This is a genomic window from Celeribacter naphthalenivorans (assembly GCF_020524585.1).
In the GTDB taxonomy this organism is placed as follows: domain Bacteria; phylum Pseudomonadota; class Alphaproteobacteria; order Rhodobacterales; family Rhodobacteraceae; genus Celeribacter; species Celeribacter naphthalenivorans.
Genome location: NZ_JAIVLK010000004.1, coordinates 354,530 through 367,351, shown reverse-complemented (window position 1 = coordinate 367,351; position 12,822 = coordinate 354,530). Strand labels below are relative to the sequence as shown.

The 12,822-nt window shown below is 61.7% G+C and carries 10 protein-coding genes; 5 read left to right on the top strand and 5 right to left on the bottom strand.

All coding sequences use genetic code 11. The features are described 5' to 3' along the window. Positions 1 to 10 precede the first annotated feature (10 nt). The 4 genes from LC094_RS11175 to LC094_RS11160 all read left to right on the top strand — a co-directional run bounded on the left by LC094_RS11175 (position 11) and on the right by LC094_RS11160 (position 5,520). The gene (locus LC094_RS11175; protein WP_226552871.1) at positions 11 to 943 is read left to right on the top strand and encodes an electron transfer flavoprotein subunit alpha/FixB family protein; all 933 of its coding nucleotides are present in this window, start codon (positions 11 to 13) and stop codon (positions 941 to 943) included. A gap of 38 nt (positions 944 to 981) precedes the next feature. Then, positions 982 to 1,839 (top strand): formyltetrahydrofolate deformylase, encoded by an 858-nt coding sequence (gene purU / locus LC094_RS11170; RefSeq protein ID WP_226552870.1) that lies wholly within the window; start codon positions 982 to 984, stop codon positions 1,837 to 1,839. A gap of 65 nt (positions 1,840 to 1,904) precedes the next feature. After that, positions 1,905 to 2,792: a bifunctional methylenetetrahydrofolate dehydrogenase/methenyltetrahydrofolate cyclohydrolase FolD gene (folD, locus tag LC094_RS11165; RefSeq protein ID WP_226552869.1), complete on the top strand. Its 888-nt coding sequence runs from the start codon at positions 1,905 to 1,907 to the stop codon at positions 2,790 to 2,792. A 166-nt stretch (positions 2,793 to 2,958) separates the two neighbouring features. Further along, complete coding sequence (locus LC094_RS11160; RefSeq protein ID WP_226552868.1) at positions 2,959 to 5,520, top strand: GcvT family protein; 2,562 nt, start codon at positions 2,959 to 2,961, stop codon at positions 5,518 to 5,520. A gap of 89 nt (positions 5,521 to 5,609) precedes the next feature. Here LC094_RS11160 and LC094_RS11155 read toward each other — a convergent pair whose 3' ends face one another. Further along, on the bottom strand, positions 5,610 to 6,284 hold the full coding sequence (locus tag LC094_RS11155; protein ID WP_226552867.1) for a CPBP family intramembrane glutamic endopeptidase: 675 nt from the start codon (positions 6,282 to 6,284) through the stop codon (positions 5,610 to 5,612). 109 nt (positions 6,285 to 6,393) lie between these two features. Then, positions 6,394 to 7,380 carry a YeiH family protein gene (locus LC094_RS11150; protein ID WP_226552910.1) on the bottom strand — a complete coding sequence of 329 codons (987 nt, stop codon included), beginning with the start codon at positions 7,378 to 7,380 and terminating at the stop codon, positions 6,394 to 6,396. 153 nt (positions 7,381 to 7,533) lie between these two features. Between LC094_RS11150 and LC094_RS11145 the strand changes: the two genes are divergently transcribed. After that, on the top strand, positions 7,534 to 9,819 hold the full coding sequence (locus LC094_RS11145) for a molybdopterin-dependent oxidoreductase (RefSeq protein ID WP_226552866.1): 2,286 nt from the start codon (positions 7,534 to 7,536) through the stop codon (positions 9,817 to 9,819). On the opposite strand, the gene LC094_RS11140 is transcribed toward LC094_RS11145, so the two are convergent. From LC094_RS11140 to LC094_RS11130, 3 genes are all read right to left on the bottom strand, one after another. Then, the gene (locus LC094_RS11140) at positions 9,809 to 10,684 is read right to left on the bottom strand and encodes an amidohydrolase family protein (RefSeq protein WP_226552865.1); all 876 of its coding nucleotides are present in this window, start codon (positions 10,682 to 10,684) and stop codon (positions 9,809 to 9,811) included. The two genes, LC094_RS11145 and LC094_RS11140, sit on opposite strands and share 11 nt — an antisense overlap. Before the next feature lie 96 nt (positions 10,685 to 10,780). After that, positions 10,781 to 12,037, bottom strand: a complete 1,257-nt coding sequence (locus tag LC094_RS11135; protein ID WP_226552864.1) for a Tm-1-like ATP-binding domain-containing protein — start codon at positions 12,035 to 12,037, stop codon at positions 10,781 to 10,783. A gap of 33 nt (positions 12,038 to 12,070) precedes the next feature. After that, the gene (locus tag LC094_RS11130) at positions 12,071 to 12,820 is read right to left on the bottom strand and encodes an SDR family NAD(P)-dependent oxidoreductase (protein ID WP_226552863.1); all 750 of its coding nucleotides are present in this window, start codon (positions 12,818 to 12,820) and stop codon (positions 12,071 to 12,073) included. Positions 12,821 to 12,822 lie beyond the last annotated feature (2 nt).

The window sequence follows — 12,822 nt, the reverse complement described above, 5'->3', positions numbered from 1 at the left end:
ATCTGAACATATGGCTATTCTTCTTTTTGCAGAACATGACAACGCGACCCTGTCCGATCAGACCGCCAAGGCTCTGACCGCAGCGTCTCAAATCGGCGGCGACGTCGACATCCTGATCGCGGGCAAAGACGCCTCTGCCGCCGCTGACGCCGCCGCCAAACTGGCCGGCGTGCGCAAGGTGCTTTTGGCCGAAAGCGATGCGCTGGCCGAGCGTCTCGCCGAAGCGTCCGCCGCGCTGATCGTCTCGCTCGCGGGCGACTACGACACCATCCTCGCGCCCGCCACCACGACCGGCAAAAACGTGCTGCCGCGCGTTGCTGCGCTTTTGGACGTGATGCAGGTCTCCGAGGTGATCGAAGTCGTGTCCGCCGACACCTTCAAACGTCCGATCTACGCCGGCAACGCGATTGAGGTGGTGCAAGCCACCGACGCGACCAAGGTTCTGACCGTCCGCACCGCCGGCTTCGCCGCCGCCGCTGAGGGTGGCTCCGCCGCTGTGTCGTCCGTGGACGCGCCCGCTGAGGGCAGCGATCTGTCCAGCTTTGTGCAGAACATCCTCTCCGAGAGCGACCGTCCGGAACTGAACTCCGCGAAGATCATCGTCTCCGGGGGCCGCGCGCTCGGCTCCGAAGAGAAGTTCCAAGAGGTCATCACCCCCTTGGCCGACAAACTTGGCGCCGCCATCGGCGCGTCGCGTGCGGCTGTGGATGCGGGCTATGCCGCCAACGATCTTCAGGTCGGTCAGACCGGCAAAGTCGTGGCGCCGGATCTCTACATCGCCTGCGGCATCTCCGGGGCGATCCAGCACCTTGCCGGGATGAAGGACAGCAAAATCATCGTGGCCATCAACACCGATGCAGATGCGCCGATCTTCCAGGTCGCCGATTACGGCATCGTTGGCGATCTCTTCGAGATCGTGCCTGAGCTTGAGCGTCAACTCTGACGCTCACCCATCAGACATTTATGAACGGAACCAATCCAATGAGCTCCAATTCCTACACTCTGCGCATCGCCTGTGACGACCAGCCGGGCATCGTTTCCGCCGTCACCACCGCCATGGCGTCCCGTGGTGCGAACATCGCCGAATCCAACCAGTTCTGGGACCGCAAGACGAACAAATTCTTCCTGCGCATGTCCTGCCTCTTCCCCGAGACCATCGAGCGCGATGCGATCGAACTGGCGCTGAAACCCTCCGTCGATCGGTTCAATCTGAACCTCAAGATCTCGGACGAGACCCGCAAGCCGAAGATCATCATCATGGTGTCGAAATTCGACCACGCCATGCTGCACCTTCTCTACCAGATCAAAACCGGCTGGCTCGACGCCGAAGTGGTGGCCATCGTGTCCAACCACGAAGACGCCCGCAAAGTCGCCGATCAGGAAGGCATCCCGTTCCACTGCTGGCCGGTGAACAAGGAAAACAAAGCCGAGCAGGAAGAGAAACTTGCCGCGCTCGTGCAGGACACCGGTGCCGAGCTGGTGATCCTCGCCCGCTACATGCAGGTGATTTCCAACGAGCTGTCGACCCAGCTGTTCGGCATGATCATCAACATCCACCACTCCTTCCTGCCGTCTTTCAAAGGCGCGAAGCCCTATCACCAGGCTTATGATCGTGGCGTGAAACTCATCGGGGCGACCGCGCACTACGTGACGCCGGATCTCGACGAAGGCCCGATCATCGAGCAGGAAACCGAGCGCGTCACCCACACCATGTCCGCCGAGGACTTCGTGGCCACCGGTCGCGACATCGAGTCCCGCGTTCTGGCCCGTGCGGTGAAATACCACCTCGAAGGCCGCGTCATGTTGAACGACCACCGCACCGTCGTCTTCACGCCGTAATTTCCCTGTCCGGAAGGGGGCCGGTCATCCGGTCCCCTTTTTTGCTTCTTCAAGGAGGTGCGTTCATGACCGCACAAATCATCGACGGAAAGGCCTTTGCAGCCGGGCTTGGGGATCGGATCGCCGAGAAAGCCACCGTCTTCACCGAAAAATCCGGCCGCGCGCCCGGTCTGGCCGTGGTGCTGGTGGGCTCTGACCCGGCCAGCGAAATCTACGTCCGCTCGAAAGGCCGCATGGCCCGAAAGCTGGGCATGGAGAGCTTTGAGCACACGCTGCCCGAAGACACGACACAGGACACCCTCATGGAGCTCGTGGCACAGTTGAATGCCGACGAGACCGTGGACGGCATCCTCGTCCAATTGCCCCTGCCCCGTCACCTCGACAGCCTCCAGGTGATCGAAGCCATCGATCCCGCGAAAGATGTCGACGGTCTGCACCCGCTGAGCGCCGGTTATCTGGCCTCCGGTCTGCCGGGTCTGGTGTCCTGCACGCCGCTTGGCTGCCTGATGCTTTTGAAAGATCAGCTTGGCTCTCTGTCGGGTCTCGACGCCATTGTCGTGGGGCGGTCCATCTTGGTCGGCAAGCCGATGGCGCAATTGCTCTTGGCTGAGAACTGCACCGTCACCATGGCGCATTCGCGCACCGCAGACCTGCCGGAGAAAGTCGGCAAGGCGGACATCGTGGTCGCCGCTGTCGGTCAGGCCGAAATGATCAAGGGCGAATGGATCAAAGAGGGCGCCACCGTGATCGACGTGGGCACCAGCCGCGTCATCCGCGACGGAGAAAAGCACCTCGTCGGCGATGTCGACTTTGCCTCCGCCGCCCCCCGCGCCCGTGCCATCACACCGGTGCCGGGCGGGGTTGGTCCGATGACCATCATGACGCTCATGCACAACACGCTGATCGCGGCCTATCGCCGAAAAGGCTACGATGTGCCGGAGCTGGGTGCATGACGCCAAGCCGTGATATAGTTTACGGCACAGATTCTGGCCGCGCGGGGGGAGATTTCCTCCGCGCGGCTGTCGTCGGTTTCGGGGCCGACCCTTTCCCCCGTAAATCCCGGCGCGCCCTCCCCGCGCCATTCACAGACAAGCACCTCGAAAAGAAGGATTGAGAGATATGTCTTCGTTCCCCAACAGGGCCAAAGTCGTCATCGTCGGTCTCGGCGGCATCGTCGGCGCCTCCGTTGCGCATCACCTCATCGAAAACGGCTGGGATGATATTGTCGGCATCGACAAATCCGCCGTCCCCACCGACATCGGCTCCACCGGACACGCGTCGGACTTCTGCTTTGCCACCAGCCACGATCTGTTGAGCACGTGGAGCACCATGTACTCCATGGATTTCTACGAGAAGATGGGCCGCTACTCCCGCATCGGCGGCATCGAAGTGTGCCGCAAGGGTGACGAGGACCGTCTGACCGAACTCAAGCGCCGCTGTGACTCCGGTCGTGCCTTCGGCTCCAACGTGAAAATGATCACGGCGGCCGAAGCCAAAGAGAAATTCCCGCTTCTCGAAGAAGACGAGATCGAATGCGCCATGTGGGACCCGGATGCCGGTCTCGTTGTGCCGCGCTCGCAAGCCGTCGCAGGCGAGCTGATCGACGCTGCCGAGAAATCCGGCAAGCTCAAAGTCTTCGCCAACACCCCGGCGCTTGAACTTCTGACCGAGAACGGTCGCGTCACCGGCGTGAAAACCCACCGCGGCACCATCATGGCCGATTACGTTGTGGTCTGTGCCGGTCTCTGGGGCCGCTTGATTGCCGAAATGGCGGGCGAAGACCTCCCGGTGATGCCGGTCGATCACCCGCTGACCTTCTTCGGGCCCTATGATGAATTTGCTGGCACCGGCCTCGAAATCGGTCGTCCGCTTCTGCGCGACCAAGGCAACTCCGCCTACATGCGCGACACCGGCGACCCTGCGACCACCGAGGGTGGCCAGATGGAATGGGGCTACTACTACGAGAAAGACGTGCGCATGGTTCACCCGCGCGACATTCTCGAGAAAGAGCAAGCCCGCCTTGGGCCGTCCATGCGCGATCTGAGCCTCGAAGACGTGATCGAGCCGCTTGAAAAAGCCATGGAACTGACGCCGATCTTGGCCGAACTTGGTTTCAACGAAAGCCATTCCTTCAACGGTCTCTTGCAAACCACCACCGATGGCGGCCCGTCCATGGGCGAAAGCCGCAAGTTGCGTGGCCTGTGGTATGCGGTCGCGATCTGGGTCAAAGACGGCCCCGGCATGGGCAAGCTCATCGCCGACTGGATGACCAAAGGCCGCACCGATGTGGATCACAACGGCATCGATTACGCGCGTTTCAGCGACTACCAGCTGACCGAAGAGTGGATCTGGGGCCGTTGCGAAGAAACCGCTGCGAAAATCTACAACCCGCCAGTCCACCCGCGCGAGCCCTTCGCCAACGGTCGCGGCGTGCGTCGCTCGCCCTTCTACGAGCGCGAGGTTGAGCTTGGTGGTTACTTCATGGAGCTTGGTGGCTGGGAACGTGCTCACGGCTACGCAGCCAACGAGCATCTCCTTGAGAAATACGCCGATCAGGTTCCGGTGCGTGAGGCCGAGTGGGACAACCGTCACTTCTGGCGCGTCTCCAACGCCGAGCAACTTGAGATGTCCGCCGATTGCGGCATCATCAACCTGTCGCACTTCCACATGACCGACATCTCGGGTCCCGACCACGTCGAGCTGATGGAATACCTCTGTGCGGCGAAAATCGGTGGCGACAACAACATCGGCAAGGGTATCTACACCCACATGCTCGATGCTGAGGGCATGGTCCGCGCCGACTTCACGGTGTTCCGCATGGAAGACCGCTGCCGTCTCGTGAACGGTGCTGACGCCGGTCCGCGCGATCTCATGTATATGAAGCGTATGGCCGAAGACCGCGGTCTCGACGTGACCATCACCGAGACGACCGAGGACTTCACCACCATCGGCATCTGGGGTCCGAACGCGCGTGAGAACCTGAAAAAGGTTGTCGCCGATCCGGACATGCTGGACATCGAGAACTTCCCGTTTGCAGCGATCAAAACGATCGAAATCGCAGGCAAGAAAGTCTCCGCCTTCCGCATCTCCTACGTGGGTGAGCAAGGTTGGGAACTTCACATGCGCTACGAGGACGGTCTGGCCGTTTGGGACGCGCTGCGCTCGACCGGCGTGATGGCCGTGGGTGTCGAAACCTACGCCAACTCCCGTCGTCTGGAGAAATCCCTGCGTCTGCAGAACGCCGATCTGAACACGATGTACAACCTCTATGAGGCCGATCTGTCGCGTCCGAAAGTGAAAGAGGCGGACTTCGTGGGCAAAGAGAAGCACCTCGAATACCGTGCCCGCGACAAACAACCGGCGATGCTCTGCACGCTGGTGATGCTCGAGCACACGGACAAAAACGGTGTGAAACGCTACCCGAACACCACCATGCCGGTGATGGACCCGGAAACGGGTGAGGTTCTGATCGACGAGCTTGGCCGTCGTTCGTTCACCTCTTCGGTGGCTTACGGTCCGACTGTGGGTAAAAACATCGCTCTGGCTTACCTGCCGAAAGAGTATTGTGAAGTGGGCCGCACGCTCCACGTCACCTATCTCGACGAGACCTACCCGGTCGAGGTGGCTGGCGTCGGCTACGCGCCGCTCTATGACCCGGAAAACTCCAAACCGCGCAGCTAAGGCGCGTTCTTTCCGGTCACATAAAAGGGGCGCTTCGTGCGCCCCTTTTTTCGTGCGCGCCCCTTTTTCTATGCCTGATTGTCCGAACCTCAGAAGGGCCGGACGACATTGCCCGAATAGAAAAACACCCCCATCCCGAAGGTGAAAAGCACATTCCCGGCAATGGCATGTAGCACCACCGCCAGAGGAAAGGATTTGCGCACCTCATAGGCCCAGGCAAAGACGATCCCGCCCGCAAAGGTCATCACCGCGACGATCCAGTTCCAATACAAAAGATGCGCCAGCGAAAAGAGCGCCGCATTGAGCGTCAACGCCAGCCGCCCCTCCGGCAGGATCGTCCCGTAGCGGCGAAAAAACAGCGGGCGAAACACCACCTCCTGCGGCAGGGCCGACATCAGCGGGTAGAGAAGCATGATCATCAGCCATAGCGAGGGGTTCGCACGGAACAGCGCAAAAATCGCATTGGGCGCGGTGGTGGCCAGAACCGCATAGGAAATCGCGGCGGTGATCACGGCGAAGGTGACAAGCGTGAGAGCCTTGAAACTCCCCCGCCCCGCCAACAGATCACGCCAGTGAAACCCAGGCGTCAGATGCAAAAGCACAACGCCGAGAACCGTCGAGGCGAAAAGCGCCGGGAACATCGCATTGGACGGCAGAACCACCGCCACGGCCACCGGCACGGCGATGAAAAGCACGAGGAATTCCAGCCAAAGCAAGACCCGGCTCGGCGCTGTGGCGCGGTTATTTTCGAGTGTCTCTGTCATGTTTGGGCCCGAAGCAATGCGCGACAGATCGCGTCGCACCCTTCGCTAGATAGGACAGCCTCATGTCTGTGCAATGACATCCACGCGGTTTGCAGCATCAGTTTTGCGCTCAGACCAAAGACACCACCGCAATTGTGAAGAGCGCCAGAAACACCGTCTCCCCCACGACCATGGCAATCGCCGGTCCACCGACGGCAAGGCTCTTGCCCGGCGAGGTCTTGATCCCCACGGCGGCAATCGCGATCAAAAGCGCCCAGTTTGAGAGTTGCGTCAGGGCAGATTGCAGAGCAGGCGGAATGACCCCGAACGAATTGAGCACGGCAAAGATCACGAAAGCGATGAGGAACCCCGGCAGAAGCTGCACCTTACCCTGCTCACCGCCCGTCACATGTCGACGCCCGCGCAGCGCCAGTAAAAGCACCACGGGGGCGAGCATCGAGACACGAATGAGCTTGACCAGCACGGCGATCTCGCCCGCCTCGTCAGAGACGGAAAACCCCGCGCCCACCACCTGCGCCACATCATGGATCGTGGCGCCGAGGAAGACACCTGAGAGCTCAGTATCAAGCCCCAAAAGACCAACCAGCATCGGGTAGAGGATCATCGCCAGTGTCGACAGGATCGTCACGCCCAGCACCGTGAAACTCAGGTCGCGCTCGCTCGTCTCCCGCGCGGGCAAGACGGCGGCAATCGCCATCGCCGCCGAAGCACCACAGATCGCAACGGAACCGCCGGTCAACAGGCCGAACTCCGTGTCCTTGCCCAAAAGCCGCGCCAAAAGGACGCCGAAGCCGATGGTCAGGACCACACCCGCGATGACACAGATCACAATCCCCGGCCCCAGATCGCGCAGCATCTCCCAACTGATCCGCACGCCCAGTAACGCAACGCCAATGCGCAACACGCTCTTCGCCGTGAAATCAATCCCGGCATGGGTGCGCGGGTCGTCGGACAGGAAATTCATCGCGATGCCCAACAGCAGTGCCATCAACATCGCGGGCGCGCCGTAATGTTCCGACAGGAACTTGGCCGCCACAGCGACCAGCACGGCAACAAGAACCCCTTTGCTATAGTCCCGCATCATGTCAGACCCCATGTCACCGTCGCGATTTGTCTGCGCATCTGTCGTGTCTTTCTCGAACATGTCGGGTCTGTCGCCCTGACGATCCTGCACAGAGGCCGGAAAATCAACGCCGCATCTCGCACAACGCATAGCGCGAGGGTTTCAAGCCGTGATAACAGGGACACCATGACAGGATATATTCAAAACGCCAGCCATTGGGGCACCTTCGAAGCGCGCCACACCGAGGGCCATCTTGACGTGCGCCCCGCGCCCAATGACCCACATCCCTCGCCGATGCTCGAGAATATCGACGCCATGGTGCATGGGCCGCAGCGCCTCCGCAGGCCTTTGATCCGGCGCGCCTTTTTAGATGGCGATTCTGAGGCCGCACAGGCCGCACGCGGCGGCGATGATTTCGTGCCAGTCTCTTGGGAGACGGCGCTGGAAATCACCGCGCGGGAGCTGGCCCGCGTCCGAGACACCCATGGCAATGAGGCGATTTTCGGTGGCTCCTACGGCTGGGCCAGCGCCGGAAGGTTCCACCATGCACGGACCCAGTTGCAACGCTTCCTCGGCCAATTCGGCGGCTATACCGCGCAGGAACAGAATTACAGCTACGCCACCGCGATCACCTTTTTGCCACATGTTTTGGGCGACATCGACACGGTGCAGGGTCCGGTCAGTTCGCTCGACGGCATTGCCAAACACACCGGGCTTTTGCTGAATTTCGGTGGCATTTCTCCGGGCAATATGCAGGTCGAAGCCGGCGGCATGGGGCAACACAGCGGGCTTGAATGGCTCGCGGCCTGCCGTCAAAGCGGCATGGAAATGCTCAATATTTCGCCGACGGATCAGGCGCTTCCCGGTGCGGGCACCCCGATCCCGTGGTTGCCGATCCGCCCCGGCACGGACACGGCGCTCTTGCTGGCGATGTGTTACACGCTTCTGGACGAGGGCCTCGCCGATCTCGATTTCGTCGCGCGCTATTGCGTGGGTGGCGCAGAGGTCACGGCCTATATTCGAGGCGAGAGCGATGGCATCGCAAAGACGCCCGACTGGGCCAGCGCGATCTGTGGCATTCCGGCGGAGCGCATCGCCGATCTTGCCAGAAAATGCGCCAAAACGCGGTGTTTTCTCACCATGTCTTGGTCGGTGCAGCGCGCAGATCATGGCGAGCAACCGATGTGGGCGCTGATCACCTTTGCCGCGTTTCTGGGCCAGATCGGCCTGCCCGGCGGGGGCTTGGCGATTGGTCTCTGGTCCCTCAGCGGCATGGGCAACCCGCGCCCGGCGCTGCCGTCTCCGGCGCTGCGCCCCGGTCCGAACCCGGTCAAAGCTTGCATCCCCGTGGCGCGGATTTCCGACATGCTTTTGAACCCCGGCGCAGCCTATCCGTTCAACGGCGAGACCCGGACCTATCCCGACATTCGTCTGGTCTATTGGTGCGGCGGCAATCCGTTTCATCACCATCAGGACCTCGCCAAGTTGACCCGCGCGTTTCGACGCCCCGAGGTGGTGATCGTGCAGGAAATCGCCATGACCGCCACCGCGCGCCATGCCGACATCGTCCTGCCCGCGACCACCACTTTGGAGCGCAACGACATTGCCTCCAGCGCCCGCGACCGCTTTATCACCGCCATGTACCGCGTGCTGCCGCCCGTTGGCGAGGCACGAGACGATCATGCGATCTTTGCCGATCTGGCGGAACGTCTGGGCTTTGCCGACGCCTTCACCGAAGGGCGCGATGAGATGGCCTGGCTGCGGTCGATCTATGAGGCAGCGCGTGAAACGGGCGCGAAACGCGATCTGGACTTGCCCGATTTCGACAGCTTCTGGCGTGACGGCCAAGTCGAACTGCCCGCCCCTCAAGAGCCTTATGTGCAATTTTCCGCCTTCCGCGCCGATCCCAAAAGCGCGCCGCTCAAGACGCCCAGTGGCAAGATCGAGCTTTATAGCGAGGCCATCGCCGCCATGGGCTATGACGATTGCCCGGGCCATGTGACTTGGTTGCCGCCGCGCGAATGGCTTGGGGCGGAGGCGGCGCAATACGGCCCGGAGGCCCTGCGCCCGCTGCATATGTTGTCGCTGCAACCGGCAACCCGCCTGCATTCCCAGATGGACCCCGGCCCCGTCGGTCAAGCGACAAAGATCCACGGCGCAGAACCGTGTTTGATCCACCCCGAAGACGCCCTGCAGCGCGGCATTCAGGACGGCGATCTGGTCGAGCTGTTCAATGCACGTGGGTCCTGCTTGGCGGGCGCGCGCCTGTCGGAACGGGTCATGCCCGGGGTGATCGTCCTGCCGACCGGAGCATGGTATCGCCCCGAGGCACCCGAAGGCCGCGACCTGTCCGGAAATCCGAACACATTGACCGAAGATCGCGGCAGTTCGAAACTCACACAGGCGCCAATCCCGCAGACGACGTTGGTGTCCCTGCGGCGCTATGAGGGACCGCCGCCTCTTACGTCGTAACCCCCAACAACCGCATCGCATTTCCCTTCAAAATCAAAGGCCGCACCTCGTCGCGGAACTCCGCTTTGTCAAAAGCATCAAGCCATTTCTCCGGCGCGATCATTGGCCAGTCGGAGCCGAACAACATCTTGTTTTTCAACAAAGTATTCGCGTAACGCACCAGAATCGGCGGGAAGTATTTCGGCGACCAGCCGGAGAGGTCGATGTAGACATTCGGCTTGTGGGTCGCGACCGACAGGGCCTCCTCCTGCCACGGAAAAGACGGGTGCGCGAGGATGATCGGCATGTCGGGAAAATCCACCGCCAGGTCGTCCATATACATCGGATTCGAGTATTTCAGCCGCATGCCGTTGCCGCCCTTCATCCCCGATCCGACGCCCGTCTGGCCGGTGTGAAACAGCGCCGGTTTTCCCGCCTCGGCGATGGCCTCATAGAGCACATAGGCGCTCCGGTCGTTCGGATAAAACCCCTGCATCGTCGGGTGGAATTTAAAGCCCTGAATGCCGTGGTTCTCCACCAGATCGCGCGCCTCGCGGGCGCCCAATTTGCCTTTCGCGGGATCGATCGAGGCGAAGGGAATGAGGATGTCGGAGTGTTTCGCGGCGGCGTCGGCGACCTCGTAATTGTCGTAGCGGCGATAGCCCGTCTCGCGCTCGGCATCGACCGGGAAAATCACCGCGGCGATGTTTTTCTCGCGGTAATGCGCGGCGGTTTGGTCGATGGTCGGCGGATGGGCCCAGGGCGCGTTGAAATATTTCGCCATCGCGGATTGCAGATCGTCATAGCCGTCATCGTGGTGACAGCCGCAGGCCTCCTCGGCATGGGTGTGAAAATCAATCGCGCGGACGCTGGAAAAATCTACCATCGGTCTTTCAGTCTGTCGTGTGAGGAATAGGACCGGGCGCAGCGCACCGCGCCCGGTGTGGTTTTTGCAGGTGTGATCTTTGCAAGGAGGAAGGCGTTACGCCATCGCCGGCACGCGCGTCACCTCGCGCACGGCCGCCAAAAGCGCATCGGCAAAGACCGGATCGTTGATGTGGCCATCAATGCCTTCGACCGGGGCATAATCGCCGAAGGCCTCTTTGCATTGCGCCTCAAACACCGGCGGCAGGTTCGGACGCGGCAGCGGGCCATCCGGGCTGTCGTGATGCGAAAAGCCTTTGCGCGGCACAAAGAACCGCACCGGACCGGTCGCCCCCTTGATGATCTCGGCCATGTGATCGGCCAGATGCATCAGATCCTCTTCCGTGGTGCGCACGGCCGTGAGCGCGCTGTTGTGGACGTGATAGCCCCGGCCCTCGAACGGCGCGGCGCCGACCGCAAGCTGCGAGGGCATGATGTAGAAATCCACATTGCCGGGGGCAAAGACCACGGGGATGCCCTTTTGCACGGCGGTCGCGGCGCGGTCCGGCCCCACGGCGCACATCCCACCGCGCAGGAAATCATTGATCTCGACCAGAGACATATCGACGACGGCGGCCACATCGCGCTCGGCACAGATGGTCTCAAGCGTCCGCCCGCCATTGCCGGTGGTGTGGAACACCATGACCTCAAAGCCATCGGCCTCAAGCCCCTCGCGCACCCGGCGCGAACAGGCCTCGGTCGTGCCCAATGTCGAGACCAGAACCAAAGGTTTCTCGCCCGAATGGATCGGTTCATAGCCCTTCGCCATGCCCGCGACAGCCAGCGCGCCGTTGCGGTACACATCGTGGGAGATCGAGTTCAGGCCGGAAATGTCGCAGACCGAATTGAGCATGCAGATGTCTTTGACGCCCACGAAGCCTGCGGTCATGCCGGAGGCCAGCGTCGAGATCATCATCTTTGGCATCCCGTAGGGAAAGGCGCGCATCACGGTGGTGCCCATGGTGGTGCCCATGGAGCCGCCGATGGAGAGAATACCGGAGATCGGCGTTTTCTCATGCACGGCCAACGCGCAGGCCACGGCGCCCTCGATCATCTTGTCGAGAATTTTGCCCTCGTGGTGAATGGCGCGGACATCGGCCAGCGTTTTGCCGGTCGCGGCGGCGATATCTTCGGGGCCGATCTCGGCGCCGCCCACCACCTTGCGCACGGAGGGGTCGAGATGGATGACATCCACGCCCGCCCCTTCGAGGATCTCGCGGAGGTATTTTGCCTCCTCCTGTTTGGTGTCCTGAGTGACAATCATCAGAACCTTCGGACGCGAGGCGCCCGTCGTTTGTGCGTGATGTTCAGCCATGTTTTCCTCCCTGAACATGTTCATATTAGCGGATCAATGCGCCGTCTGTCCTCCATCGACGACATGCACTGTTCCATTCGTGAAACTTGCGGCCTCGGAACACAGGTGCAGCACCGTTCCCGAGATCTCGGCGGGATCTGCGGCCCGTCCGATGATGTTGTGTTTGAACATTTCCTCGCGGAAGTCTTCGTCCTCGAGCCAAGCTTCCGTCATCGGCGTCGCCACAAAGCCCGGCGCGATGGCGTTCACCCGAATGCCGCGCGTGGCGTATTCGATGGCGGCGGCTTTGGTGAGGCCCACCACCGCATGTTTGGCCGCCACATAGACCGACATCATCGGATCGGCGACGAGCCCCGCGACCGAGGCGGTGTTGACGATGGCGCCCCCGCCCGTGGTCAGAAACTGCGCGATCTGGGCCTGCATACAGTGAAACACGCCATTGAGATCGACCTCCATCACGCGGTCAAACCCGGCATCCGTGACCTCATGCATCGGCTCAGGTTTCGGCAAAACGCCCGCGTTGTTGAAGGCGGCGTGCAGCCCGCCGTGGTCTTGCACCGCCTTAGCCACCGCCGCGCGCACCTGTGCGGCATCAGTGACATCGCATTGGGCAAATTGCGCCACACCGCCCGCGCCCGTGATCTCGGCCACCACGTCCGCGGCGCGTTTGTCCACGTCCGCGATCAGAACCTTCGCCCCCTGAGAGGCAAAGGCCAGCGCCGTCGCCCGCCCGATGCCCGTCGCGGCACCGCTGATGAAGATGGATTTGTTTTCGAATGTCATCT

Coding starts and splice junctions, on each gene's coding strand:
- LC094_RS11175 (WP_226552871.1), top strand. CDS start 11: ATGGCTATTCTTCTTTTTGCAGAACATGACAACGCGACCCTGTCCGAT.
- purU (WP_226552870.1), top strand. CDS start 982: ATGAGCTCCAATTCCTACACTCTGCGCATCGCCTGTGACGACCAGCCG.
- folD (WP_226552869.1), top strand. CDS start 1,905: ATGACCGCACAAATCATCGACGGAAAGGCCTTTGCAGCCGGGCTTGGG.
- LC094_RS11160 (WP_226552868.1), top strand. CDS start 2,959: ATGTCTTCGTTCCCCAACAGGGCCAAAGTCGTCATCGTCGGTCTCGGC.
- LC094_RS11155 (WP_226552867.1), bottom strand. CDS start 6,284: ATGACAGAGACACTCGAAAATAACCGCGCCACAGCGCCGAGCCGGGTC.
- LC094_RS11150 (WP_226552910.1), bottom strand. CDS start 7,380: ATGGGGTCTGACATGATGCGGGACTATAGCAAAGGGGTTCTTGTTGCC.
- LC094_RS11145 (WP_226552866.1), top strand. CDS start 7,534: ATGACAGGATATATTCAAAACGCCAGCCATTGGGGCACCTTCGAAGCG.
- LC094_RS11140 (WP_226552865.1), bottom strand. CDS start 10,684: ATGGTAGATTTTTCCAGCGTCCGCGCGATTGATTTTCACACCCATGCC.
- LC094_RS11135 (WP_226552864.1), bottom strand. CDS start 12,037: ATGGCTGAACATCACGCACAAACGACGGGCGCCTCGCGTCCGAAGGTT.
- LC094_RS11130 (WP_226552863.1), bottom strand. CDS start 12,820: ATGACATTCGAAAACAAATCCATCTTCATCAGCGGTGCCGCGACGGGC.